This window comes from Phocaeicola sartorii JCM 17136 = DSM 21941, assembly GCF_054653615.1.
The window spans coordinates 2,895,533-2,919,332 of the sequence record NZ_BAAIFW010000005.1; the positions used below are offsets into that span (position 1 = coordinate 2,895,533).

25 protein-coding genes are annotated in these 23,800 nt (G+C 46.3%); 7 read left to right on the forward strand and 18 right to left on the reverse strand.

Annotation, left to right across the window (positions count from 1 at the left end; all coding sequences use genetic code 11):
• Window positions 1-81: 81 nt before the first annotated feature.
• Window positions 82-321, reverse strand: coding sequence for a DUF4248 domain-containing protein (locus ACYQ0C_RS12305; RefSeq protein ID WP_016277950.1), 240 nt, complete (start codon window positions 319-321; stop codon window positions 82-84).
• A 205-nt stretch (window positions 322-526) separates the two neighbouring features.
• Here ACYQ0C_RS12305 and ACYQ0C_RS12310 point away from each other — a divergent pair, with 205 nt between their 5' ends.
• The 3 genes from ACYQ0C_RS12310 to ACYQ0C_RS12320 are packed head-to-tail and all read left to right on the forward strand — an operon-like array spanning window position 527 to window position 1,638.
• Window positions 527-1,006, forward strand: coding sequence for an HU family DNA-binding protein (locus ACYQ0C_RS12310; RefSeq protein WP_016277951.1), 480 nt, complete (start codon window positions 527-529; stop codon window positions 1,004-1,006).
• Window positions 1,007-1,040: 34 nt separating this feature from the next.
• Window positions 1,041-1,142 carry a smalltalk protein gene (locus ACYQ0C_RS12315; RefSeq protein ID WP_016277952.1) on the forward strand — a complete coding sequence of 34 codons (102 nt, stop codon included), beginning with the start codon at window positions 1,041-1,043 and terminating at the stop codon, window positions 1,140-1,142.
• Between the two features lie 40 nt (window positions 1,143-1,182).
• Window positions 1,183-1,638: an N-acetylmuramoyl-L-alanine amidase gene (locus ACYQ0C_RS12320; protein ID WP_081642430.1), complete on the forward strand. Its 456-nt coding sequence runs from the start codon at window positions 1,183-1,185 to the stop codon at window positions 1,636-1,638.
• A gap of 66 nt (window positions 1,639-1,704) precedes the next feature.
• On the opposite strand, the gene ACYQ0C_RS12325 is transcribed toward ACYQ0C_RS12320, so the two are convergent.
• The 12 genes from ACYQ0C_RS12325 to ACYQ0C_RS12380 all read right to left on the reverse strand — a co-directional run bounded on the left by ACYQ0C_RS12325 (window position 1,705) and on the right by ACYQ0C_RS12380 (window position 14,056).
• Window positions 1,705-4,125, reverse strand: a complete 2,421-nt coding sequence (locus ACYQ0C_RS12325) for a GumC family protein (RefSeq protein ID WP_016277954.1) — start codon at window positions 4,123-4,125, stop codon at window positions 1,705-1,707.
• Window positions 4,126-4,132: 7 nt separating this feature from the next.
• Entirely contained in the window at window positions 4,133-4,927 is a 795-nt protein-coding gene (locus ACYQ0C_RS12330; RefSeq protein WP_016277955.1) for a polysaccharide biosynthesis/export family protein, read from the reverse strand.
• A 130-nt stretch (window positions 4,928-5,057) separates the two neighbouring features.
• Window positions 5,058-6,461 (reverse strand): carboxypeptidase-like regulatory domain-containing protein, encoded by a 1,404-nt coding sequence (locus ACYQ0C_RS12335; RefSeq protein WP_016277956.1) that lies wholly within the window; start codon window positions 6,459-6,461, stop codon window positions 5,058-5,060.
• Window positions 6,462-6,489: 28 nt separating this feature from the next.
• A complete protein-coding gene (locus ACYQ0C_RS12340; protein WP_016277957.1) occupies window positions 6,490-7,722 on the reverse strand; it encodes a YjbH domain-containing protein in 1,233 nt (410 codons plus the stop codon).
• An 11-nt stretch (window positions 7,723-7,733) separates the two neighbouring features.
• Window positions 7,734-8,441 carry a YjbH domain-containing protein gene (locus ACYQ0C_RS12345; protein WP_235783333.1) on the reverse strand — a complete coding sequence of 236 codons (708 nt, stop codon included), beginning with the start codon at window positions 8,439-8,441 and terminating at the stop codon, window positions 7,734-7,736.
• A 17-nt stretch (window positions 8,442-8,458) separates the two neighbouring features.
• A complete protein-coding gene (locus tag ACYQ0C_RS12350) occupies window positions 8,459-9,598 on the reverse strand; it encodes an MraY family glycosyltransferase (RefSeq protein WP_016277959.1) in 1,140 nt (379 codons plus the stop codon).
• Between the two features lie 36 nt (window positions 9,599-9,634).
• The gene (locus tag ACYQ0C_RS12355) at window positions 9,635-10,225 is read right to left on the reverse strand and encodes a UpxY family transcription antiterminator (protein ID WP_016277960.1); all 591 of its coding nucleotides are present in this window, start codon (window positions 10,223-10,225) and stop codon (window positions 9,635-9,637) included.
• 486 nt (window positions 10,226-10,711) lie between these two features.
• Entirely contained in the window at window positions 10,712-11,737 is a 1,026-nt protein-coding gene (locus ACYQ0C_RS12360; protein WP_016277961.1) for a nucleotidyl transferase AbiEii/AbiGii toxin family protein, read from the reverse strand.
• A complete protein-coding gene (locus ACYQ0C_RS12365) occupies window positions 11,734-12,339 on the reverse strand; it encodes a DUF6088 family protein (protein ID WP_016277962.1) in 606 nt (201 codons plus the stop codon). Before ACYQ0C_RS12365 ends, ACYQ0C_RS12360 begins: the two co-directional genes overlap by 4 nt.
• A gap of 134 nt (window positions 12,340-12,473) precedes the next feature.
• The gene (gene tatC, locus ACYQ0C_RS12370; RefSeq protein WP_016277963.1) at window positions 12,474-13,307 is read right to left on the reverse strand and encodes a twin-arginine translocase subunit TatC; all 834 of its coding nucleotides are present in this window, start codon (window positions 13,305-13,307) and stop codon (window positions 12,474-12,476) included.
• A 6-nt stretch (window positions 13,308-13,313) separates the two neighbouring features.
• Entirely contained in the window at window positions 13,314-13,517 is a 204-nt protein-coding gene (locus ACYQ0C_RS12375; protein WP_016277964.1) for a Sec-independent protein translocase subunit TatA/TatB, read from the reverse strand.
• Between the two features lie 29 nt (window positions 13,518-13,546).
• Complete coding sequence (locus ACYQ0C_RS12380; RefSeq protein ID WP_016277965.1) at window positions 13,547-14,056, reverse strand: hypothetical protein; 510 nt, start codon at window positions 14,054-14,056, stop codon at window positions 13,547-13,549.
• A 135-nt stretch (window positions 14,057-14,191) separates the two neighbouring features.
• Here ACYQ0C_RS12380 and ACYQ0C_RS12385 point away from each other — a divergent pair, with 135 nt between their 5' ends.
• The 3 genes from ACYQ0C_RS12385 (at window position 14,192) to ACYQ0C_RS12395 (ending at window position 15,557) form a co-directional block, all read left to right on the forward strand.
• Window positions 14,192-14,674: a hypothetical protein gene (locus ACYQ0C_RS12385; protein ID WP_016277966.1), complete on the forward strand. Its 483-nt coding sequence runs from the start codon at window positions 14,192-14,194 to the stop codon at window positions 14,672-14,674.
• Between the two features lie 245 nt (window positions 14,675-14,919).
• The gene (locus ACYQ0C_RS12390) at window positions 14,920-15,237 is read left to right on the forward strand and encodes a type II toxin-antitoxin system RelE/ParE family toxin (RefSeq protein ID WP_016277967.1); all 318 of its coding nucleotides are present in this window, start codon (window positions 14,920-14,922) and stop codon (window positions 15,235-15,237) included.
• An 11-nt stretch (window positions 15,238-15,248) separates the two neighbouring features.
• Window positions 15,249-15,557 carry a HigA family addiction module antitoxin gene (locus tag ACYQ0C_RS12395; protein ID WP_016277968.1) on the forward strand — a complete coding sequence of 103 codons (309 nt, stop codon included), beginning with the start codon at window positions 15,249-15,251 and terminating at the stop codon, window positions 15,555-15,557.
• Between the two features lie 390 nt (window positions 15,558-15,947).
• Here the strand turns inward: ACYQ0C_RS12395 and ACYQ0C_RS12400 are convergent, their stop codons facing one another.
• From ACYQ0C_RS12400 to ACYQ0C_RS12415, 4 genes are all read right to left on the reverse strand, one after another.
• Window positions 15,948-17,186: a tyrosine-type recombinase/integrase gene (locus ACYQ0C_RS12400; protein ID WP_016277969.1), complete on the reverse strand. Its 1,239-nt coding sequence runs from the start codon at window positions 17,184-17,186 to the stop codon at window positions 15,948-15,950.
• Window positions 17,187-17,398: 212 nt separating this feature from the next.
• Complete coding sequence (locus tag ACYQ0C_RS12405; protein WP_016277970.1) at window positions 17,399-18,385, reverse strand: YeiH family protein; 987 nt, start codon at window positions 18,383-18,385, stop codon at window positions 17,399-17,401.
• An 89-nt stretch (window positions 18,386-18,474) separates the two neighbouring features.
• Window positions 18,475-19,371: a LysR substrate-binding domain-containing protein gene (locus tag ACYQ0C_RS12410; RefSeq protein ID WP_016277971.1), complete on the reverse strand. Its 897-nt coding sequence runs from the start codon at window positions 19,369-19,371 to the stop codon at window positions 18,475-18,477.
• 13 nt (window positions 19,372-19,384) lie between these two features.
• Window positions 19,385-19,966, reverse strand: coding sequence for a DUF6621 family protein (locus tag ACYQ0C_RS12415; RefSeq protein ID WP_016277972.1), 582 nt, complete (start codon window positions 19,964-19,966; stop codon window positions 19,385-19,387).
• 275 nt (window positions 19,967-20,241) lie between these two features.
• Between ACYQ0C_RS12415 and clpB the strand changes: the two genes are divergently transcribed.
• Window positions 20,242-22,830: an ATP-dependent chaperone ClpB gene (clpB, locus tag ACYQ0C_RS12420; protein WP_016277973.1), complete on the forward strand. Its 2,589-nt coding sequence runs from the start codon at window positions 20,242-20,244 to the stop codon at window positions 22,828-22,830.
• Between the two features lie 89 nt (window positions 22,831-22,919).
• Here the strand turns inward: clpB and ACYQ0C_RS12425 are convergent, their stop codons facing one another.
• Complete coding sequence (locus ACYQ0C_RS12425; RefSeq protein WP_025077215.1) at window positions 22,920-23,795, reverse strand: YjbH domain-containing protein; 876 nt, start codon at window positions 23,793-23,795, stop codon at window positions 22,920-22,922.
• Window positions 23,796-23,800 lie beyond the last annotated feature (5 nt).

Here is a 23,800-nt window from a genome sequence, read left to right on the forward strand (position 1 = left end):
CACCGCCGTGTGTGAATGTTCACGATGGCCTGCATGAATAGTCACGCAAGGGCACGTGAATAGTCACGTTTTCCCTTCCTGTCAGGGTCTCCCCAAATACCGGAAAATAAGCTCCACCTGCAACGAGGTGAACATGCGTTGGCGTACTTGATAGCCGGCCAGCAGCAAAGCCTCGTGCAGCGCCGCATTATGATGTATCCACAACGCCAGGCGGTTCAACGCCGAGGCGGGGGTGATATCGGGGGCATAGGCTATGGCAAGGTCGCGCTTGTAATAAGGGCGCAACGGCCATTCTTCCGTAAGGGTTTCTTTTGTGTTCATAAGTTCTTTTTCTTTCTGGGTTTACGATACACAAATGTAACTAAAAATCACCACTCCGGCTAATAATCGGAGGCCTTTAATTCATCATTTACCATAGTTTGTCATTCCCTGCCACACAGGCACATAGTTGCCCACATCCGGGCCTCCGCCCCGTAGTATATTTGCATTGTTCTTTTAATATTAACCCTTTAAAAAATTGACCATTATGGCATTAAATTACAGTGTCGCACTACGTGCGAATCCCATGGACAAGGATGCGGCCCACAAGGCTTACGCCAAGGCGCAGACCAACGGTGAACTTTCACTGAAACAGTTGAGCAAACGAGTAGCCTCACAAACTACCGTAAACCGTGCCGATGTGGTGGCGGTGCTCACCGCTACCGTAGACAACCTGCTGGATGCCCTGCAGGAAGGCAAGCAGGTGGACTTTGGCGAACTGGGCAAGTTCCGTCTCCAGATTCTGAGCCAAGGGGCGGAAACCCTGGCCGACTTCACCTCCGAGAATATTCAAGGTGTAAACATCCAGTATATTCCGGGCGAGGATCTGAAAAACATCTTCGCCGGACTGGAATTCCAGCCGGTAGCCAGCCGCAAGGCACAAAGCGCAGCGCTCCGTGCCGAAAAAGAAGGCAAGGACGTGGCGGAACTTGTGAAAACCGACCAGCCCTCTGAGGGGAATGTCTGATTTCTAAATGTCTAACTTTTAAATGAAATGTATGATGAGAAAATTCTCTTCCTCTACCTGGAGTATCATTTTCAAAGTGATTATCGCAATAGCTTCCGCTTTGGCGGGAGCACTGGGAATCCAGGCATGCCAGTAAAATCAGTCTGATTCCTAACTTTTTAAATCAGTTACTTACCATGACGTATCAAAACATCAGCAGTCAGTATCAAAACTATCGGCGCATTGCGCTGATCGCGATACATTGCAGCGCCACGCGCTGTGACCGAGACTTCCCTGTGGAAGCCCTCCGCCATGCCCATGTGCACGGACGGAACTTTGCCGATATCGGTTATCATTTCTACATCACCCGCGATGGTGTCATTCACTGCTGCCGTCCGGTGGACCACATCGGCGCACATGCCCGCGGATGGAATGACCATAGCCTCGGGGTGTGCTATGAAGGCGGACTGGACGAACACGGCCGCCCGGCGGATACCCGCACCATCGATCAGAAAATTGCGCTCATTGCCTTGTTGCGCCAACTGAGACGGGATTATCCGGATACGCGGATCATGGGGCACAGGGAGCTTTCCGCCAGTGTACGTAAGACTTGCCCGTGCTTCACGGCGAGTAAGGAGTATCAGGATCTGTAGATTCTTTAAATCCTTACCAGGAAACTTGACCACTTTGGATGTTATACCCATAGTGGTCTTGTTGCTTTAAATTCGTTTCTTATTAAACAGCCTTTTCAACAACGAACTGCGCGAACTGACATGCTTGCGTTTCCGTCCGCCATCTTCCGTATAGTAACCATAGCCGTAGCCATAGCCATACCCGTAACCATAGCCATATCCATAGCGTTTCCCTTTATCTTTCACATCATTCAGCACCACACACATATTATTGAATTTCTTTTCCCGGTGCAGCCGTTCCAGCTCCGTCAGGTAACGGCGGTCCAAGATGCCTTCGCGAATGACATACATCGTGATTTCCGCCACCCGGTTTACAATGGAGGCATCGGCAACCACCAGTGCCGGGACATTATCGAGGATGATGTAATCATAATGCTTCTTCAATTCCGCTATCAATAGTTCCAGCCGGTCGCTCATCAACAGCTCCGCCGGATTGGGCGGAATGCTGCCTGCCGGAAGTACATCCACATTGGGATGCAGTTGTGCCGGAATAATCAATTCGGAAATATCGGTATAAATGCCACTCAGAAACGTGGAAACACCCTCCTTGCACTTTGCACCCGAAAGTTTGCTCTGGGTGCGCTTGCGGATATCCGTATCTACCAGCACCACCTTCTTGCCCGTACCTGCCAGAATCACAGCCAGATTACGGGAAACAAACGTCTTGCCCTCGCCTGCCATCGTGGAGGTGAACATCAATACCTTCGCCCCCTTGTTCATGAAGTCCAGATTGGCGCGGAGCAGGCGGAAAGCCTCGGTGATGCGGTCGTTCTTATTCTCGGACACCACAATCTGTCCATCGCCCATTCCCTCCTTGCGGGCAGGGATTTCACCCAATACAGGCAAAGTAGTCATATCTTCCACATCCTTGCGTCCACGTACCCCTGTATTCCAAAATTCGCGCAAGCGGAAATAGACAAAAGGAATGACAAGCCCCGTTACCAGGGCAGCCAGCAAAATCATCATCCGCTTAGGGGCTACAGGCAGGCGACTGCCGAATGGGGCTTCCACCACGCGGATATTGGCCTCCGTCACCGCCAGTTGCATGGCCGTTTCCTCCCGTTTCTGGAGCAGATAGGTATAAAGCGTTTCCTTGATGGACTGCTGGCGCATTACGTCCAAGGCATATTTCTCCTGCTGAGGAATGTTTTCAATATTCTGATTCACTTTATTCTCCACTTTACGGGCATTCTGAAGGCGGAGGCGGATGGTACGCACATAGTTGTCAATGCTGCCGGCAATGGTCTTGCGCATGGCATCCAAGTTGCGGTTCATGTTCTGAACGACAGGATTGTTTTCGCCTGAATTGGTAACCAAACGATTACGCTGCAACATCATTTCATTGTAACTTTCTATCTGGCTCTGTACACCCACATCCCCCACTCCCGATACATTCGGAATCAAGTCGGAGCTTCGGGTCTTATCCGTTACATAGTTCTTTACAAACTCCACCACGTTCAGTTGCGCTTCCAGCTGGATGCTTTCCTCTTTTGCCTTGCTGCCTTCCTGCAAATAAAGATTGGCATTGGAGTTGATGTCCACAATGCGGTGTTCCTGTTTGAAGGTGGTCAGCTTATTTTCCACATCGCCCAGTTCCCGGCTGATAATGACAATACGCTCGTCAATAAAACGCGCCGTATTGGAGGCTATACGGTTCTTGTCCTCGACAATGGTTTCATTGTACACCTGCAAGATGGAAGTCAGAATGGCATCGGCACGGGCTATATTGACATCCTGGCAAATGATATTGACCAAGGTGCTTTGGGAAGCCAATGCGGAGGTCTGTATCCGTGCCATCACTGCATTGGTGGCAGATTCAAGGTCGGAACGGGTTACCCGGATCTCCTTTCCCTGATAATGTGGAATGGATTCGGCATGAGGCAGGACAAGGATGCGCCCTGCAGGAGTGGAAAGCGTATCATTGAATGCCACAACTTGCTCATAGGATGGTGCATTCCCATCTATTTCCAGTTGGGAAATCCTCACTCCCTTTTCATTGATAATAGAAACTGTCAACTCTGTAAAACCCGGATAAATATCAAGGAAACGGACTTCGAAGGGAAGATCGCCAAAAAGATTATCACGACGCAAACCGTCACGGATAGTATAATCCACATCCAGATGCAGGCGCTGGACCACATCATTCAATATCTGATAGGAACGCAGAATATAGACTTCATTTTCCACACCGCTTCCCCCCAGACCGCCACTCACTTCCCACATGGCGGAAATATCATTCTGCGAATTTTGACTGTCGCCCTTTACCAGCATCACGGCCGTACGCTGATACAGCGGAGGAGTGGCGGAAAGGTAAATCCATGCCATGGCCACGCAAGCCACGGCAGATGCCGCAAACCAATACCAGTTATTCAGGAATAGTTCTACTATATCGCGAAGGGTAATGACATTTTCCTTAGGAGAAGATGTTGTCGTTTTTTTAGTTTCCATCGTTTTTTTATCTACTCAGAGCTATGATGATTGATACTAAGGAAGCAACCATGGAAATCATACCGAAGGTGGAAGCCATGGTGCTCATGGTTCCGCTTCCCTTTACACGGATGGCGCTGTTGGGCTCTACATAAACCACATCGTTCTGTTGCAGGAAATAGCAGGGGGAGTTCAGCACATCATAACTGGAAGTCAGATCTACCATATAGCTTTTGCGTTTTCCGTCTTCTTCACGAATTACCATGATATTCTCCCGCTTGGCGCTGGGGAGCAAGTCGCCTGCCATGCCCAATGCTTCAAGAAGGGTGAGACGCTCGCCGGTGACATTCTGCACGCCGGGGGCTTTTACCTCGCCCAGCACGGTCACTTTGAAACTCATTATTTTGACGGAGACCTGCGGGTCTTTTATATAATTCTGGCTGATCAATCTGTTTTCCAATTCTTTGGCAAGTTCCATGCGGGTGAGGCCGGAGGCCTTGAGGGTCCCGAAAATGGGAAATTCGATATTGCCATCCTTGTCTACTTGAAAATAAGATACACCTGCCTGGGCAGAGTACTGGCTACTGCCACTACCTATCAGGGTACTATTGTTGAACGGCTCTATCAGTTCTCGGTCTTTGCTACTGATGGAGATGGCCAACTGGTCGTCGGACTGGATTTTCAATTCAAAATTCTCTTTGATCTGCTGCGGATTGTCCTGCAGATAGTCAGCGCCTTGCAAGTAAATCATTTTCTTTTGCGAGACACAGGATGCGCACGTCAGAAGGATAAAAAACAGAAGTACGGAAGTCAATAATTTCATGGATCGCTTGTTCTTAAAAAAATTAGTAGGAGTAAAGAGAAAGGATCGCCGCAGAGACACAGTGCACAGAGCCATTGTTTTGTGCACCGTGTCCTTCTGTGACGAAAAAGGGAATTCTTACGATAGAAGATTAATTCGTTGTACCCTGACCTCCACTGTGTCCCGGATTGTAAGTCACTGTGGTGTACTGATGGTCGGCTCCTGTATAACGCTTGGCCGATACACTGATGGTAACAGGCTGCCGGTTGTACATCACGTCGATTTTCAGCACGGTGGTACGTACCTTGGCATAGCAGACATAGTTCATCTGGGTATAGCCGTTCACATTCACCGTGTTATAGACACGCTCTGTGGAAGTCACTCCGGACAGGGAGCCCATCACCGCAAACATACGGGTTTTGACATAAGCTACCATCGCATTGACAGTGACTGTAGAGGCACCCGGAAGGGCGGCCTTTACCGTTTCAACCAGGTTGCCTTCGTAGTCCCAACCCGATTTTTCGGTATATTTCAGCACAATGTCGGTCAGGGCTTTCGCATTCTTCGTATTGTCACGGCTGTCCTCGCCCAGCACTTCATCTTTGACCACCCGGACGCCCGATACGGTATTCTTTACGGCACTCTCCATGGCATAGGAAGAGAAGTGGTAGATGGGAGCCTCGTACTTGTCGGTCTCCGCATTGTAGACCACGCCATTGTCTGTCGCTTCCCACTGGCCGTTGTCAGGATTCAGGTAAGTGAGCAGCATGTCGCCCGCCGCAAAAGTAACCCCGGGTATCGGATTGGCTACCGCCATGGTAATGGGCTTCTCGAAGGTCAGCCCGCTGGGTTCGAACTGGACAGCGGCAAGCGGAGTGCTTTTTTCCACTTCCTTGTTTTCTTCGGATGCATCCACTTTGGTGGACACCTCTTTCGGTGCAGGCACAAAGTTCGTCACACTGACATTGGCGGAACCGTCTTCGTTGATGCCGGTGCCCGACTTGGGAAGCGCTCCGGCAGGGATCACTACTTCCGCTTTGGTCACAGGAGCATCCTCCACTACTTTATCGGGTTCAGTCTCGCCCGGAGGGACAATCTCTTCATTGGTGGCGCTGTTGTCTTCCACAATCACCTCCTTGTCCGGTTCCACTTTCACCGGCTCACTCTTCTTGGTCAGTGCCAGAGCTACCGTCACCACACTGCGGTTTTCGGCACCGGCGGCTATTTCCACATTGGTCTTCTGGGGAAGATAGCCTGCGGGAGCCGCTTCAATGGCATAGGTTCCGGCTGCCTTTCCGGTCACGGTAAACTTGCCGTCGGCATCCGTGCGGACGGTTTCCGCATTGACTTTCACCTCTATGCCGGACAGGCCTTTACCGGCCTCGGTCACAGTACCCAGAATGTAATACTCGGTCTCCGGTTCCGGAGTTACCACCACTTCACCTTCTTCGGGCTTTTCGTCCTTGTCATCGTCACTACACGAAACCGAAAGGAAGGCAAACATGCCGAAAGCCATTGCGCCCAGGCATGCATAAAACCATTTGTTCTTTTTCATAAATTTCTACACAGTAAATTAATAAAAATCAGTTATTCTCGTTTTTCAAAGTCCTGATCAGGTAATAACGGATGTAATCCGGCTGATAAAAGCAGGAGTTTTCCGCCGATGTGGGTTCCGTATGATACGTTTCGCCCAAGCGGCGGCGCGCATAGGCATTGCCGCTGCGCATATCATAGCGGAAGGAGAAATAATCGGGAAGCATGATGCGGAAACCGTTTTTCCGGCTGCGCTTCTTCCCCGGAAGGGGAATGGAAAAATGAAATCCCGCATTTTTCTCGCCATCCGTGTACAGGGCATATACGCCCACTATATATTCACCGAAATAGCGCGAGAGGGTCCCCCTGACTCCATAGTCGCCATACAGGAAACGTCCTGCCTCGGCCTTCAGCTGCGTGTGGCAGCCGGGAAGGTAATAACCGGCTTTCAGCATGCCGTTATAGCGTTTCCAGGTCCCTAGGTGCCAGTCGCTGCCATATAAATGGGATACGCCGGTCACTCCTCCCGTCATTCCCACAGTCAATCTGCCGTCGGAAGACAAATAGCCGAATGACAGGGCGGCTCCCTGGCGGTCGGCCGAAAAGTTGCCTGCCGTCACCTCTCCCTGCCAATGGTCTCCCCAACGGAAACGCTGGCTGAGCGTGAGATAGCCCGGACGGATGCAGTCCCATTTGCCTTCTTCATTATTGACTAACGGAAGACAGACCTGGGCACGGATCAAGGCGCCTTTCCAGAGCTGCATTTCCAAAGCCGGCTGAAGTTCCACAGCATAACGGTATAGTTTGGTCCGAAGGTTGTTGGCCAGCATCACTCCCGGATATAACACCAGGTCGGTTTGGCCGAACGAACGGTAGTAGGAACGTGCGCCTTTCAATTCCCGCATGGCAGGACGGGTGGCAACCGTGATGTCCATGGTGCGGTAGAGATCTTCCAGACTGCATTCTTTCACTTGATAGGCTTTGACAAGCCCGGAGGGCAGCGTGATGCAAAGCTGCGGCACCGCATGGTCCAGCACCACCAGTTGCAGGGTAGGCAGTTCCGGAATGGCCGCAAGGCCGCGGATGGCGGCGTCTATCCCCCGGTAAACACCCCGGTAGGGCGTCGGCTCGAATGCCACGGTGACGGTGTCTCCTCTTTGCCTGACGGCAATGTTTTCCATATCCAGCCGCCTCAACGTATCCATGATGCGGACAGGCTGTGCGGAAAGCAAGCTACACATGGCGAGACAGGACGCAATGAATATGATCAATCTTTTTGACATGGTGCGAAGCATTAGTGGATCAAGGTACATTCATAACGCACCCCGGCGGATACACACGTAAATTGACGGGTAAACGCATGGAGGGTGAAATGCCTCCACAGCCGGACGGCCCCGCCCACGTTCCATCCGTGCGAATCATATTCGGCCATCAGCCTCAGCTCCCGGCAAAAGGCGGGAATATAACTGACACCGCCGAAGGGGCCTTTGTTGTAAGGATGGCCGCCCGCCGGAATATACCAGCCGGCGGTAACCGCCAGTGTGTGGCCGCCCCGCCAGTCGAAGTGCTTGGTCAGGACGCCATAATAGGCTCCCCAGAATTGGCTGCCGGCCTCTTCGGTAAACAGGTCGTCGATGCCGAATACCACTGCCGGAAGCAGACGGCTTTCCGCCAAAGGGCGGATGCGGATGGTATTGGAACGGTCCTGCTCGTGGTAGGTTTTCTTCCCTGACGCATCCGGAGTTTTCAATAAGGTCATCCGGTAATTCAGTTCGATGAATGAGAACAGGGTCATATTGACATAATAGTTCATGGTAGGATAGGAAAAATTGTCGGGAGTCACTTGCTCCGGCAGGAAATTGGCCCCTCCCATGAAGGTTCCCGTTTGCTGCATTTCCGCTGTAGGGATCAAGGATTGCCCGGTTACCCCCAAAGCGAACTGTGCGCGCAGGAAGCCGGAAGACAAACCGGCCAGCAGAATCAGGATATATATTCTTTTCATGATCGACAGTTTGTTCATCACCCTGCTTTAGCGGCATAATCCCGGGTCCATTTTTTTCGGGGGAACCGGCTTTCGTGCAGCGCGATGAAATGATTCAACACCAGATGCATCACAATCCATAACAGTATATCCAGCCCGCACAGCAAGGTGATATTCAGGTAGCGGACAAGTATTGCATTGAGCGCTATGAAGAACAGGCTGACCATGAGCAGGCCTGCCATAGCCCAGCGGATGCGCATGCCTGTACGCAAAAACTTATGATGAATGTGGTTCTTGTCGGGCAGGAAGGGGTTGCGGTGGTCACGAAGACGCGAAAGCACCACCCGTACTACATCGAACATAGGGACTATCAATGTGGAAAAGGAGACCAACAACATCTTGGGACGCGCCACATGATCCTCCGCCATGCACAAATGAAGGATAATGAAACTTAGGATATAGCCCAAGGTGAGACTGCCGGTGTCTCCCATGAATATTTTACGCCGGCGCTCCACCCTGCCATACACATTGTAGATCCAGAAAGGAATCAGGATGCCCACCACGGCAAAAGCCACCATGCAATGAATATAGTGCCCGAACCACAAGCAGATACCGCCCAATACACACATCGAGATGCAGCTCAGCCCCGAAGCCAGTCCGTCAATGCCGTCAATCAGATTGATGGCATTGGTGATGTACACCACGATAAACAGGGTGAAAGGCACTCCCACCCAAAAAGGGATATCGTAAATGCCGAACAACCCGCCCAATGAGTTCAGCCACAGGCCGGAGGCGGGAAACAGGCATGCGCACAATAGTTGTACAACCAGTTTATAAAGGTAGCTCACGCCCATCAAATCGTCTACCACACCAATGAGGTAGAGCATGGTCAATCCTGCCACCAGAAACATAAACTGGACAAAAACCGTATCCGGACTTACATGTTCGATGGGAAGATGGAATAAATAACGGATTCCCATGGCCAGGCAGATAGTGACCAGCAACACCGGGAAAAAAGAAATTCCTCCCAAACGGGGTACAGGAGAAGTATGGACTTTGCGGGCGTCGGGAACATCGAACAGCTTTTTTTTGTAGGAAACCAGCAGAATGCGGGGAATGATGACAGATGCCAGCAGCGCGGAAATGACAAATACAGTGACAATAAAAAAGTAGATCATAGTCTAATTTGTATCATGTTGAGATTACATTTTTCTTCATTTGACGGACGGACGTGGTTCCGGGTCCGACAGTATTTCCAACAGGTCGGGGTGCACTTCGGCGGTGGCTACCGCCATGGTGTTAGGCAGCAGCACCACTACCCTTTTGCTGCGCGCTCCTTTCACTTTCACAAAGATGCCTTCCACGTTATCGAACGTACCTCCATGAATGCGGACGTGAACGCCCTTGGACAGGTTGACCTCGTCGGGTTTCAAGAAGATCAATTTCTTGTCATGGGTATTGCAGACGGCCATAAACTGGTTCATCTGATAATCGGGAATGATAATTTTGTGTGATATTCCATCGATGGTCCAAGTGAGATATTGCAGATAAGTGGTATAAGTTTTGAACCATTTGAGACGGGAATCCGTTGTATGCACAAAGATCAGATTGGAGACGGCAGGAACTGAGACGACTTCTTTTTTACCTTTAACGGTCCGTATGTCTTGACGCATGGGAATGAAGCATTCCATTTTCTCTTTTTCCAGCATCTCTTTTACCTTGATTTCTCTCCGGAAGGGGGCACTCATGGCAAACCAATGCATGGGTTCTTCTCGTTTTTCTTCAAAAAGCGTTGTATTTTTCATCTTCCTTTTTACCTTTTTTGAAAGGTAAGGACATACTTTTAGCTCCGCGAAACATATTTAACTTTCTATATTCCAGCTGATTACAAAGTAGTGTTTTCTAATGTTACGTATAATGTTAGATCATAAAAGTACCACTTCTAAGTAAGAAGCGGTACTTTTATATATAATCCTCTATATCAATGGAATACAAAAAGGAAAATAAATCATTTTTCTAACTTTTCTTTCTTTTCTTACAAAATGCAGGTATATCATTGGAAGAGCTATGTAAATCATTTTTCCAATATACAATGGTAAATCCCTAAAAAGGCTTGTTTGACAAAAGAAGATAAAACACTAAAAATCAACTACATAACGACCTTGATATGTTTTTTATTATTAAAACAAATGTTTTTTCTTTGTGACTCTCATTTAAAATAACTACTTTTGTCGCAGAGTAAGTACCGCTTCTTACTTAGAATGAATCAATACGTATGAAATGGAGCTAATCTATTTTATTTGATTAATTGCGCTGTTTAATTTCTCTAATTCTTTGACCAACTCTTCAAATGGTACCGACTCACCATAAATCATATGCAATCGCATATTCTCATAATCAGCTTTCCATTGTTCAATAACAGAAGTGGGAGGAACTATATTGAGTGTTGCAGGATAAAGAGTATCATAATCAAAACCACGCAAACCGATGAATGTACGTCGGTGTTCTACCACCTGACGGTAAAGGTCTGCATCATTGATGGCTCGTTCTGCTATTGGAGTTCTCAACATCTGCCCGATGTCGTACATGTGTCGTGACATTCGCTCTACTCTGATTAAATCCTTTGACTTGGCAAATTCTTCATGAAGCAGGAATACTTTTTCAAGGAAAGTTCGTTCAGGAAGAACCGCTCGTACCATGAATTTCTGTTCAGCAAAAGGAGCTTTCGAATATATCTGGTCTATCATTGAATCAAGAGCAATCTCACTTACAGGCTCGCTCATTGACCTGCCGCTGACTTCCACTTTTACTTTTGGCAGGATATACTGGTTGCTATCCATGCCATCTATGGAGAAGGATAACACAGAATCATAGTTGATGTTTATGACTTCCGGGTCGGTGGTGGTGACAGGGGTAATGTCCACATTCACCTTGAACTTTTCTTTTGATATGCCGTTTTGGTATAACCGCTCTGCCAAATCGTATTGCATGGTTTTACGAACAAAGGAACAGGCAGAGCGGCGCAATTTGTCACTGATTTGCGTTTTGGATAAAGTTCCGCTGAAGCCAAGAAATTCTCGGTCGATGGCTATGTCTATATCTTCAGAGAAACGGTCAATCAGATGCCAACACTTACTCAGCGATGTACCGCCTTTGAAAGACAGATGATTGGCATACGGCAAACTGAACATTGCACGGAGTACTGCCGTCACCCACCAATCTTTTTCTATGACCTCACGTTGTCTTATATTCAACTCTGTGGAAACACGGTCAAGTATATCCACACGGTCTTCTGCTGATAAATCAATGAATTTCATCGCTGCAATATTGTTTTTATCCATGTCGGAGCAAGCACTATATCGTGATTAAAATCCTGTTCCGAAACATATTCTGTTATCATTTTTTTTATTATTTCCTTCTGGGTTTCTGTTATGGTTTTCTCGCCAATCTCACGCATGGCGAGAACTGCCAGTTGCATCAGTCGGGATTGATAAGCGAAATTCCCTAAGTCGTTACTATGTCGGAATGTGATACTCTTTCCCTCTCCAAACCTCATCTGCCGGGCAGAACCATCTGTTATGTAAATGATATTAGCCGGAACCTGTGTGGATAGTCCTAATTTGTTAAGCGCATAAGCTCCTGTCGGAATGACACGCGCATTGTCCCGTTGCGCTATTTTTAAGGCAATGGCATCTAAGGATGGCTCTCGTAGTGTACCATCCCACTTGTCATATATAGGTATATAGTAAATGCCTTTTGCAAAGCGACACAATTTCCCATTGCGGCACAAACGGCTTAATCCCGACCGTACTGCATCGGGAGTACCACACGTTGTGAAGTCATCAGGGATAAATATAGTCCCATCCTTTGCTTGTTCTACAATATCGTGCATTGCTTTGTAAGAACTGTTTGCTCCCATAGTTTATATTTTGCCACAAAGTTAATGCTTTTTTGTGTTATTCCACGATCCTAAATGGAATTTGTTTACTCTATCTTCCGATAGAATGAATCAATACGTATGAAATGGAGCTAATACGTATAAGGATTATCCTCTCATAGTTTTTCAAACACTTCCTCCTCCACAGATTCCTCCTGTTGTTTCTTCTCCGTCCGGCTTACAATCCAAATGCTGACTTCGTAGAGCAAATACATAGGCACAGACACCATCATCAATGTAAAGACATCGGATGTAGGAGTGATAATGGCTCCGACTATCAGAATGATGACAATAGCATGCCGACGATACCGCTTCATAAAATCAGCCGTAAGAAATCCCAGTTTGGCAAAAAGCCAACAAAGGACAGGAATCTCGAAAACAATCCCCATCATCAGGCTCATCATCATCAGCGTATCCATATACGAGGACAAAGTGATCGTATTCTCCACTTCCACACTCACCTGATAGGTAGCAAGGAAACGGAAGGTAAGAGGAAAAATCAAAAAGTAATTCAAAAGAACTCCCATCATAAAAAGGAAATAACCCCACCCTACAACCCGGGTAGAATATTTCTTTTCATTCTCGTATAAAGCCGGCGAGACAAAACGGAACAACTGATAAATAACATAAGGAGATGCCAGCAAAAGACCCGCATAAAAGGACACACTCATGTGAGTAATGAATTGAGCCGCCAATTGAGTATTGATAATCTTTACATAAAAGACTTCCGGGCATAAGGAAGGCATGGCCACGGCATCAGCCATCCGGCAAAAAAAATGATAAATAATAAAATCGGCATTCTTAGGCGCCAGAACAATAGCAAAGAGCTCATCCTTAAACAAGAATGCCACCAGCATTAAAAACACCACAGCCACCGCAATGCGGAACAAAACATGGCGCAGTTCTTCCAAATGATCCCAAAAAGTCAGTATCTTCTGCTGCTGTCCCATTATCTGTCACTCCTTCGTCTCCCCTTTCTTATCTTTCCCGTCTATATCATCCTCCAACCCGTTCATCCCTTCTTTAAAACTCTTGACTCCTTTGCCCAGACCTTTCATCAGTTCGGGTATCTTCTTTCCACCAAAAAATAAAAGAACAATCAATGCAATGAATAATACTTCCTGCATTCCTAATCCTAAAAATAATAATGTACCTGTCATTTTTTCTATGAACTATTAAATGATTTTTCTTATCTTTTTGCAATAGCTTTCAGCAACGCATAGCCACCAAAAATCTGGAGCAGCATGCCCGGAATTCCAATCCGGAAATCCTGTGCCGCCAGATAGAAATCACCGACAAGGGCCCATTCTATCAAACTACCCACCACCTGGTAGGCCATAACGACGCCCAGCAATGCAGGGATGGTAATCTTACGGAAACGTTCTGCCATATACCCCGCTGCCACCGCCAGCAATACCGACTTTACCAATATAGCCGGAAGTACGGCCACGGAAGGCATTCCAAACAAGACACTATTGGCAAGCGGAGAAAGAACAGCCGTCAACATTCCCACCTTGAAACCATATTTATAGGCACCTATTAATGTAAAGAAATAAATGGGCAACATAGCAGGACCACCCAAATGCACCAGATGACAAAGTTGGGGCAACACCATGTTACCCGCAATAAACAATAACGCAAACAAGTAAGTATTTGCGTTCGTGTAATTTAACGAATAGAATTTTGTTGTTGATTCCATAAATACTAACCTTTCATTTAATTTCTGCAAATATAATCATTTCATGAAGCAAGCTCCATCTTTTTTTTCTCTTTTCTTGTTTATATTATCAAATATTCCTCTATCTTCGCAATATTATTGATAAAACTCCAACCTATGAAATATTATAAATTCATCTGTTTTCTGGCCTTCGTCCTTGGAATGTCAACATGGGTACAGGCACAAAACACTCCTTGTACCGGAAGTGCATATAGTACAAACGCAGACTTCTTCCGTGCCTCGGCATCCGCCCAGAGTGGTGACGCCACCGCCTCCAAAAAGAAGGCGGTCATTACAGCCCGTACCGCAATAACCAACCAGATCAAGGCAAAGGCAGAAATGGCCGCCAAGTCTCAAAGCAAATTCGGCAGTGCAGAATGGGAACAATTTTCAGACCTGATCCAAATGGTTACCCGGCAAGAGGCTGCCAACTTAAAAGTAATTTGCGAGAACAGCCGGCAGAGCGATGGTAAATATAAGACAGACGTTGTCGTAGAATTGCCCAAAGCAGAAGTCCTGTCCGCTATCATCAACCAACTAAAAAGTGATGATAAATTAAAAGGTCTCTTTGAAGAAAGCAAGTTCAAACAAGCCTTTTAAAGCCGCCGGAACCCATTGGAGGAGCCGGTGCGGTTTAAACAGGAAAACCAATTATATCAACCGATAAAATATTTCATCTAAGCTGACAGGATGGGACTTATAGAGGAAGCGTTCTTTGACAGATTGGGAAACGGGAAACTTCAATCGTTGCATAAAAATTGTTGAGTATCAGCGTATAATTTTCCACTTTTATAGTGGAATTTCAAAAAAAGCAGTACATTTGCACAATAACATAATGATCAGCGATGGAAATCAACTTCGACAAAGAATACCTGCGGCAGTTGTATGAGGAAGGAAAGACAACAGACAAGAAACACCGCTTCCAACCTCATATCATAACACGTTATCAGTTGCGTGTCAAAATCCTGGAACAGGCACAAGGAGTGGAAGAACTCTATGCCATCAACTCTTTGCACTATGAAGTGCTGAAAGGCGACAAGGCAGGAATCTCTTCCATCCGGGTAAATGACCAGTACCGCATAGAGTTCACGGTAAGGCAGGTTTCATCGGAGACCATCGTGACGATATGTAACATATTGGAATTGTCGAACCATTATAAATAGGAGATATGAATATGGGAAAATATACATGCCAACGCCCCATTCATCCGGGCGAACTGCTCAAGGAAGAGATTGAGAGCCGACGCTTGCCGCAGACACAGCTTGCCGCACAAACGGGTATATCTTACAAGGTACTGAACGATATCCTGAACTGCCGCCGTCCTCTTACCACCTCCACTGCAATGCTGTTAGAGGCGGCTTTGGGGGTCAGTGCCGGACTGCTGATGCGGATGCAGCTTGACTACAATATGCAACAGGCCACTTGCGACAAATCTTTCATGGAACGGCTTGCCAAAGTACGAAAGTTCGCAGCCATGCTTTGATGCCTATATGCACAAGATGAGTTTCTCGGAGGTGTGTCAAAATACGCACCTTCTTTTTTTTAAGCACAAAGCCCCGACTTTCACACGCAACTATATACTTTATTGTACCAAATATTGTGTATAATACCTGCTTGCTCAAAAGTATATAATTGCGAGTGAAAATAGGAGGCGCATTTTCACTATAAATGCAGATCGTCGATTAGGACTGTCTGCTACTCCAAAAAGAGATGGTGATCCGGTGGGTACAGAATGCATCTTTAATTATTTGGGTGGTATTGTTGGACAACCATATACTCTGAAAAATGCAATTAACGATAATGTCCTTTGCCATTATTTTTATTTTCCACACATAGTTTCACAAAAAGAAAAAGTCCGTCCCTCCTTCCTTTTCTACAATTTCCCATTCTCATCTTTCCACCGCTCCAATGAAATCACAATTTCAGAATTTGCATTATCAATGAGAGAGTTATCCAAAGCAGCCAAATAAATTTGCGTTGTTTTTTCAGATGCATGTCCCATACCTTCACTTATAATGGAAACAGACACATGATGGCTTCGGGCAATACTAGCCCACGAATGGCGCGGAGTATACGAAGTCAGCGTAATTCCATCTCCCAATAAGGCTGCGATTTCCTTCAGACATTTATTATAATAACGTAATCCTGTCTGATATTGCGAATAAGCTTCCTTATCGTCCACCGAATGAAGAATGGGAAACACATAAGGACTATTCCGGGTACGCTCTGTATAGCTGTCTATAATTCTCTGCACACAGCCTTCTACACGGACTAACAATTGTTGATTGGTTTTCCGGCGTGCATAACAAATGTATCCGTTTTTTATATCCGTCTTATGTAAATAGGCCATGTCAACAAATGACATTCCACGGGTGCAATAACTGAAAATAAACAAGTCTCGGGCAAAAGCCAGACGCGGGCTGTCAGAAAGCTCCAGTCCCAGCAAACGAGCTATCAGTTCCTCACTGACCGCACGCTTTCGAGTCTTGTCAATACCAGTATATACATTCTGGAAAGGGTGGAGTTGCCGGATCCCCTGCTTACGTACCGCCTTATTATACATGGAACGAAGATTCCGCATATAGAAAGAAGAGGAATTGCGAAGTACCCCACGTTTCTCCAGCCAATCGGCATATTCCTGTATCAACGGCTCATTAAGCAAAGAAAACGGAATATCCTTTTCATTGAGGAAGGTACTAAAACTGGCCAAGGTACACTGATAATTACGTGCAGTACCCCGACTGCCTTTTGAAAACAATTCGTCAATCAAATGCTGCATAAATGCCAGTACTTTCCCCGATCCTTGTGAAATGCGGAAAGCATCAACGACATGTTGCAAAGTGAATTTCTTTTTCTGTATTTCATAAGACTGTATGATTTGCCAAATCAGAGCAATGTCGTTGTCTATCAACCGCTGAACAGCCGGCAAGCGCGGATCTTCCTGGATAGCATCATCCCGAAGGCGCTCCCCTCCTACATTCCACACTTCCGGCAATAAATGAATAGAAGTGTTTATCTGCTTCACTACCTTTTGGTGAGACAGCCGATAAAATACTGTCCCCGCTTTGCCCGGCACACTGGACAAGCGCAATTTAATTCTTACTTTTACCATTATCTTTCTCTTTTAAAATTCAAAGAAAATGTATTAACGCACTTCTAAAAACAAAGAAAAAGATATTGTGTTTTCAAAAAGGAGTAACGCAAAAATTTATACAGACTTCTCATAAAAAAACAAATGACACAAATCTTTATTGTTTGATTCATGTCATTCGTATCCTATAAATATCTTGAACGATTTTACCTGTATATCAAGATGAGTCCCTGTCAGAAAAGTAGAATATAAGCCAATGAGCTAATACTGATCACCGCCCAAAGAGCAACACCTTGGATCAGCGGTTTCATACCAACCTGCCTCAACACATCCATAGAGAGTGAAGCACCGATAAAGAACATGGTGATAATCAAACCCTTGCGCGCCAGTCCAGAGACAGCCTGACCGAATTGAGGCACACCATCCAGCACATAAGTATTCAAGAGGATAGCTACAACGAAATAAAGGATAAACCAAGGAATGCTTACTTTCTTACCGCTTCCCTTGAAAATGAAAGAAGTAGCGAACGCCAAGGGAATAATCCAAAGGGCACGAGTCAGTTTGATTGTAGTCGCCACTTTCAATGCCTCCTCACCGTATGCCGCACCTGCACCCACCACAGAACTCGTATCGTGAATAGCAATAGCCGCCCAAGTACCAAACTGTTGCTGGTCCAACCCCAACGTATGGCCTAACACCGGAAAAATAAACAAAGCGACGGCATTCAAGACAAAGATAGTAGCCAGAGCCACAGACATCTCGCTATCTTTAGCTTTCAGCACAGGCCCCACAGCAGCAATGGCGCTACCCCCACAAATTGCAGTACCCGAGCTGATAAGGTAAGCCGTATCACGATCTACCTTCAACAATTTACGCCCTATGAACATACCTATAATCATTGTACCGATTACGGAAATGATCGTGAACTCCATTCCTTCCTTGCCGGAAGCCAGAGAAGCCTGAAGATTCATACCGAACCCCAACCCTACCACAGAATATTGCAACAAATATTTAGAAACCTTTTTATTGAACTTGGGATAGGCCTGTCCGCAAACCAATGCAAATATCAACCCCAAAAATAAAGATACGGGAGGAGTGACCCAACGGGAAAACGGAGCCAATGCCGGAATATAGTCCATCAATAAAAAGACCGTTAATGTGGAAAGCACGCCTGCATAAATAGTTTTGTTGTTTTGCTGTAAAGCTGTTACTGAAATCATATATTTTTCTTTTTAACGTTAATTGCCTTTTTCCGGGGTGCAAAAGTACTATATATTTCAATAACAGTCTTATCGTTTTTAATTATAGGTTATAACTTTTCCTTATAATGATTGGCAAATTGCATGAACAGAGCCGGGAGCCCTGTGTCCTGTCCTTGCAATTGAACAAAATCAAATTCACGAAACATCACCAGGTCTTTTATATCCAGCACTTTAAACTTTCCTGAATACAATTCTTTATTGATAGAGCGGATAGACAAAATACCCATGCATTCACTATTTTCCAAAAATAATTTAATGCTCTCTGTACTCCCCAGATGCATACGGACAGTGAGGTCTGATAACTTTATGTTGTGTTTATGCAAAGCGGTAATCAATACATCCAGTGTTCCCGAACCTCTTTCACGAAGCACAAGAGGAATTTCTTTCAATTCATCCAAAGTTATCTCATCATAATCCATCCACTTGCTGCGAGTATGGACGATAGCCACCAGCTCATCTTGCAGAAAAGGAGTATATTTCAAATTAGGTTGCCGGGTATTGCCCTCTACCAGTGCCAGATCTATGCGATGTTCTTGCAACGCCTTTTCCACCTCAGAGGAATTTCCGCTGAAAAGTGACAAAGACACTTGCGGAAACTTCTCGATAAAACGGGCCAGCAAGGGAGGAAGCACATATTGGGCAATCGTAGTGCTGGCCCCCAAGCGCAGCTCACCGGTATGCTCATTACGTAATAAGTTCATCTCGTACTCCAAACGTCCGTAATCTTCCAAAATTTTCTCACAATGCTCCAACAACAACTTGCCCGCATCAGTCAACAAAATCTTGTTGCCCATCCGCTCAAAGAGGCGTGTCTGGTACATCGTTTCCAATTCCTGAATATGCTTGGTTATAGCCGGCTGACTGATAAACAGTTCCTGCGAAGCCTTCGTAAAGCTGAGGTTTTTCGCAACACTACTGAAAACTCTTAACCTGAAATCAGACATGTTTTTTTAATGATTATAGTTCGTCTGCTTTAATTCCTAACGATTGCAAAATAGCGAATCCAAACATCTCCCACTGATAAGCCACTTCACCGGCCGGAGGATTCATGCCGAATACCGTCATCTTTTCTTTTCCGTCCACCTTATTTAATATGGCAGGAACTTTATCACCATATTCTTCTTCGGCAGGGACGACAATCACCCGTTTCACCTCTTTCGCGTCAGCCACCACTTTCAAAGACTCCAGAAACAACTCTTCGCGACTAGCCATGTCCGACGGCTCGAAAGAATAAAGGGCGAACTCTCCCAACTGGCTCTTGAATGCCACATTATTTAATTCCTTTTCCAAATCCGACGGCTCGAGAGCACCCATTTTCTTACTTTCCTCGTCATAAATAAATAATACCTGAACTGCATTCTCCCCCAAAGGTATTCCACTATCCAGTGACAGACATTCCAGCAACACCGGCAAATCGGCTTTCGGCAACTTACGCCCCACCACTTCGCCAAAATGCCTGGATAAATCAGCCGCCACCCTATCTACATAGGCTACATCCATCAGAATTACAGTATCTGCAAACTTTATTTCATTTGTCATCTCGCTTCCATTTTATGATTTCGATGCTAAGATAGCAATTATCATCTGCCTACAAAAAGAGTTATCTGCCTTTTTGTGTACAATTCGGACTTTTTTTCATTTAGAAGCCGGCAATCCCTGTCAATTTGTCTGCTTATTTTACCTTTCAGGCTTTATTTTCCTTTTTGGCAAACTATTTGACGATGATCAAATGAAATCGCGAAAGCCATTGAACAAAGCCGTAGCGGTTACGTTTTCAATAGGTATTTGAATAACATTTAGAAAGGAGATACAATATGAATTTTAACAACTTCACAATTAAATCACAGGAGGCAGTGCAACAAGCGGTGAACTTGACCCAAGCCCGCGGACAGCAAGCTATCGAGCCTGTGCATCTGTTGGCCGGAGTACTGAAAGTAGGTGAAAATGTCACCAACTTCATTTTCCAGAAACTGGGGATGAACGCCCAGCAGATCGCACTGGTCATCGACAAGCAAATCGACTCGCTGCCTAAGGTTTCGGGAGGAGAACCTTACCTTAGCCGTGAAAGCAACGAGGTATTGCAAAGAGCCGTACAGTATTCCAAAGAGATGGGTGACGAGTTCGTTTCACTGGAAGCGGTCATCCTGGCTTTGCTGAATGTAAAGAGTACTGTCGCCACCATACTGAAAGACGCGGGCATGACAGACAAGGAGCTGCGCTCCGCCATAGCAGAACTACGTAAGGGGGAAAAAGTAACTTCACAATCCAGCGAAGACACTTATCAATCCTTAAGCAAATATGCAATTAATTTGAATGAGGCTGCCCGCAGCGGAAAACTTGATCCGGTTATCGGACGTGACGAAGAAATACGTAGGGTATTACAAATATTGAGCCGCCGTACCAAGAATAACCCGATTTTAATTGGTGAGCCGGGTACCGGCAAGACCGCCATTGTTGAAGGATTGGCACACCGTATCATCCGAGGGGATGTACCCGACAATTTGAAGAACAAACAAATCTTCTCATTGGATATGGGTGCGCTGGTTGCCGGAGCTAAATACAAAGGTGAGTTTGAGGAACGTCTGAAATCTGTTGTCAACGAGGTGATCAAGGCCGAAGGCAGCATCATTCTGTTCATCGATGAAATCCATACCTTGGTCGGAGCCGGTAAAGGTGAAGGCGCCATGGATGCCGCCAATATATTGAAACCCGCCTTGGCACGTGGTGAGCTCCGCAGCATCGGCGCCACTACTCTGGACGAGTATCAGAAGTACTTCGAAAAGGACAAGGCACTGGAACGCCGGTTTCAAACCGTTATGGTAGCCGAACCGGACACGCTGAGTACGATCTCTATTCTCCGTGGATTGAAAGAACGCTACGAAAACCATCACAAGGTGCGTATCAAAGATGAAGCCATCATTGCCGCTGTAGAATTGAGTAACCGTTACATCACCGAACGTTTCCTTCCGGACAAGGCGATTGACCTGATGGATGAAGCTGCTGCCAAACTGCGCATGGAACGTGACTCTGTGCCCGAAGAACTAGATGAAATCTCACGTCACCTGAAACAACTGGAAATTGAGCGTGAGGCCATCAAACGTGAAAAAGACGAGCCGAAATTACAACAGCTGAATAAAGAGATTGCCGAACTGAAAGAACAGGAAACCTCTTACAAAGCCAAATGGCAGAGTGAAAAGGAACTGGTCAACAAGATTCAGCAAAACAAGCAGGAAATAGAACAATTGAAGTTCGAGGCCGAGAAAGCGGAACGTGAGGGAGATTACGGTAAAGTGGCCGAAATCCGTTATGGAAAATTGCAGGCTTTAGAGAATGAGATCAAGGATATTCAAGAAGATCTGAAGCACAAACAGGGTGACAGTGCCATGATCAAGGAAGAGGTTACCGCCGAGGATATTGCCGATGTTGTTTCACGGTGGACAGGGATACCGGTCAACAAGATGCTGCAAAGCGAACGTGACAAATTGCTTCATCTGGAACAGGAATTGCATTTGCGTGTGGTAGGTCAGGATGAAGCCATAGCAGCCGTATCCGATGCCGTACGCCGCAGCCGTGCCGGATTACAGGATCCGAAACGTCCGATAGGTTCATTCATCTTCCTGGGTACTACCGGTGTGGGTAAGACAGAACTTGCCAAAGCATTGGCCGACTACCTGTTTGATGACGAGAGCCTGATGACGCGTATCGACATGAGCGAATATCAGGAGAAACACTCTGTATCCCGTCTGATCGGAGCGCCTCCCGGATATGTAGGTTACGATGAAGGCGGTCAGTTGACGGAAGCCGTCCGGCGCAAACCATACTCTGTGGTATTGTTTGATGAAATAGAGAAGGCACATCCGGATGTGTTCAACATTCTGCTGCAAGTGCTGGACGACGGACGTCTGACCGACAACAAGGGACGTACGGTAAACTTCAAGAATACGATTATCATCATGACTTCCAACCTGGGCAGCGCTTACATTCAAAGCCAGTTCGAAAAGATTAATGACGAAAATCGCGAAGTGGTGATTGAAGAGACGAAAAAAGAGGTAATGTCCATGCTGAAAAAGACGATACGACCGGAGTTTCTGAACCGTATAGACGAAACAATCATGTTCCTGCCTCTGAACAGAGAAGAGATAGAACAGATTGTGATGTTACAAATCAACGGGATCAAGAATATGCTGGCCGGCAACGGCATTACTTTGGAAATGACCGATGAGGCCGTCCGTTTCATTGCCGGCACAGGTTATGATCCCGAGTTCGGCGCCCGTCCTGTGAAACGTGCCATCCAGCGCTATCTGCTGAATGATTTGTCCAAAAAGCTATTGTCACAGGAAGTAGACCGGAGCAAACCGATTATCGTAGAAACTGCTGGTGACGGGTTGAAGTTCCGCAACTAAAATGTTACAGATAACAAAGTGTTATTCTTCCCTGAAAAAAGGTATCCCCGGTAAATGTTACCGGGGATACCTTTTTCTTTTAGTCTAAATTATTTTAAATGCACCCTGAACACAAGGCCACCGGAAAAATAACGACAGCGGCTTAACTCCACCACAGCATTTATATAGTCTTTCCAAAAATGATACTCCATTCCTATATTTACCTGATATCTCGGACCATCGGGATTAAATGTCAAATCGGATCTCACATCAGTATAACCCGGAACTATCTCCCCCATCAAATTCACACCATTGATAATCCTGAGCATCAACGCACCGTTCTCCTTCAGCCCGAAACGAAAATTAGCGCCGACCGCGAGATTATTCATTCTATTATCAAAACGCCGACTATAAATCCATGAAATATGTCCCCCCAACGTTCCGATATTTTCCAAACAAATATGTTTGGTTATAGCCAAATAGTAACGATTCCAAAAACCGTTCCCATATCCCTGTTCTGACTGACCGGACAATGATCCGCCATGGGCCGAATCGCCTATCACATCATTCGCACCTATCACTATCTGAGGAGTCCAGCACTTCCACCAGCCCTCCTTCCATACCCGCAAACGAAAATGGAAAGAACGATCCTGATTCGTAAACTTACCATACGTAGAAGGAATCCAAAAGCCGGAATTATTGCCATAATCCGTAGGGACAGCTTTATGCCCCGTACATAAATATCCGGCTTCCAGCCAAGGGAAAATGGTAATGTTAATGTAATAATTCCATGTGTCATACCACCAGCGGGGCACCGTGGCATGACGGTTCAACCAGTTACCTCCCACCATGAAGGTCTTATCACGTTGCATATCCGCAGTAGGCATATTCATCAGTCCTGTTGTGCCATAATTTATCTGGGCCTCAACAGCCTGAGACATGCACAGAACAAAGAGAAGCAAACCTGCCCGACGAACCTTCTTCATCGGAT

What these genes read in the sequence shown, in the direction of transcription:
- ACYQ0C_RS12355 (WP_016277960.1), bottom strand. Translation starts at nt 10,225, where the DNA reads ATGAAAAATACAACGCTTTTTGAAGAAAAACGAGAAGAACCCATGCAT.
- ACYQ0C_RS12335 (WP_016277956.1), bottom strand. Translation starts at nt 6,461, where the DNA reads ATGAAAAAGAACAAATGGTTTTATGCATGCCTGGGCGCAATGGCTTTC.
- ACYQ0C_RS12375 (WP_016277964.1), bottom strand. Translation starts at nt 13,517, where the DNA reads ATGACAGGTACATTATTATTTTTAGGATTAGGAATGCAGGAAGTATTA.
- ACYQ0C_RS12390 (WP_016277967.1), top strand. Translation starts at nt 14,920, where the DNA reads ATGGAAATCAACTTCGACAAAGAATACCTGCGGCAGTTGTATGAGGAA.
- ACYQ0C_RS12395 (WP_016277968.1), top strand. Translation starts at nt 15,249, where the DNA reads ATGGGAAAATATACATGCCAACGCCCCATTCATCCGGGCGAACTGCTC.
- ACYQ0C_RS12340 (WP_016277957.1), bottom strand. Translation starts at nt 7,722, where the DNA reads ATGTCAAAAAGATTGATCATATTCATTGCGTCCTGTCTCGCCATGTGT.
- ACYQ0C_RS12425 (WP_025077215.1), bottom strand. Translation starts at nt 23,795, where the DNA reads ATGAAGAAGGTTCGTCGGGCAGGTTTGCTTCTCTTTGTTCTGTGCATG.
- ACYQ0C_RS12320 (WP_081642430.1), top strand. Translation starts at nt 1,183, where the DNA reads ATGACGTATCAAAACATCAGCAGTCAGTATCAAAACTATCGGCGCATT.
- ACYQ0C_RS12360 (WP_016277961.1), bottom strand. Translation starts at nt 11,737, where the DNA reads ATGAAATTCATTGATTTATCAGCAGAAGACCGTGTGGATATACTTGAC.
- ACYQ0C_RS12350 (WP_016277959.1), bottom strand. Translation starts at nt 9,598, where the DNA reads ATGATCTACTTTTTTATTGTCACTGTATTTGTCATTTCCGCGCTGCTG.
- ACYQ0C_RS12410 (WP_016277971.1), bottom strand. Translation starts at nt 19,371, where the DNA reads ATGTCTGATTTCAGGTTAAGAGTTTTCAGTAGTGTTGCGAAAAACCTC.
- ACYQ0C_RS12330 (WP_016277955.1), bottom strand. Translation starts at nt 4,927, where the DNA reads ATGAAATTATTGACTTCCGTACTTCTGTTTTTTATCCTTCTGACGTGC.
- ACYQ0C_RS12380 (WP_016277965.1), bottom strand. Translation starts at nt 14,056, where the DNA reads ATGGAATCAACAACAAAATTCTATTCGTTAAATTACACGAACGCAAAT.
- ACYQ0C_RS12325 (WP_016277954.1), bottom strand. Translation starts at nt 4,125, where the DNA reads ATGGAAACTAAAAAAACGACAACATCTTCTCCTAAGGAAAATGTCATT.
- ACYQ0C_RS12365 (WP_016277962.1), bottom strand. Translation starts at nt 12,339, where the DNA reads ATGGGAGCAAACAGTTCTTACAAAGCAATGCACGATATTGTAGAACAA.
- ACYQ0C_RS12345 (WP_235783333.1), bottom strand. Translation starts at nt 8,441, where the DNA reads ATGAAAAGAATATATATCCTGATTCTGCTGGCCGGTTTGTCTTCCGGC.
- ACYQ0C_RS12305 (WP_016277950.1), bottom strand. Translation starts at nt 321, where the DNA reads ATGAACACAAAAGAAACCCTTACGGAAGAATGGCCGTTGCGCCCTTAT.
- ACYQ0C_RS12315 (WP_016277952.1), top strand. Translation starts at nt 1,041, where the DNA reads ATGAGAAAATTCTCTTCCTCTACCTGGAGTATCATTTTCAAAGTGATT.
- ACYQ0C_RS12415 (WP_016277972.1), bottom strand. Translation starts at nt 19,966, where the DNA reads ATGACAAATGAAATAAAGTTTGCAGATACTGTAATTCTGATGGATGTA.
- ACYQ0C_RS12385 (WP_016277966.1), top strand. Translation starts at nt 14,192, where the DNA reads ATGAAATATTATAAATTCATCTGTTTTCTGGCCTTCGTCCTTGGAATG.
- ACYQ0C_RS12310 (WP_016277951.1), top strand. Translation starts at nt 527, where the DNA reads ATGGCATTAAATTACAGTGTCGCACTACGTGCGAATCCCATGGACAAG.
- tatC (WP_016277963.1), bottom strand. Translation starts at nt 13,307, where the DNA reads ATGGGACAGCAGCAGAAGATACTGACTTTTTGGGATCATTTGGAAGAA.
- ACYQ0C_RS12400 (WP_016277969.1), bottom strand. Translation starts at nt 17,186, where the DNA reads ATGGTAAAAGTAAGAATTAAATTGCGCTTGTCCAGTGTGCCGGGCAAA.
- ACYQ0C_RS12405 (WP_016277970.1), bottom strand. Translation starts at nt 18,385, where the DNA reads ATGATTTCAGTAACAGCTTTACAGCAAAACAACAAAACTATTTATGCA.
- clpB (WP_016277973.1), top strand. Translation starts at nt 20,242, where the DNA reads ATGAATTTTAACAACTTCACAATTAAATCACAGGAGGCAGTGCAACAA.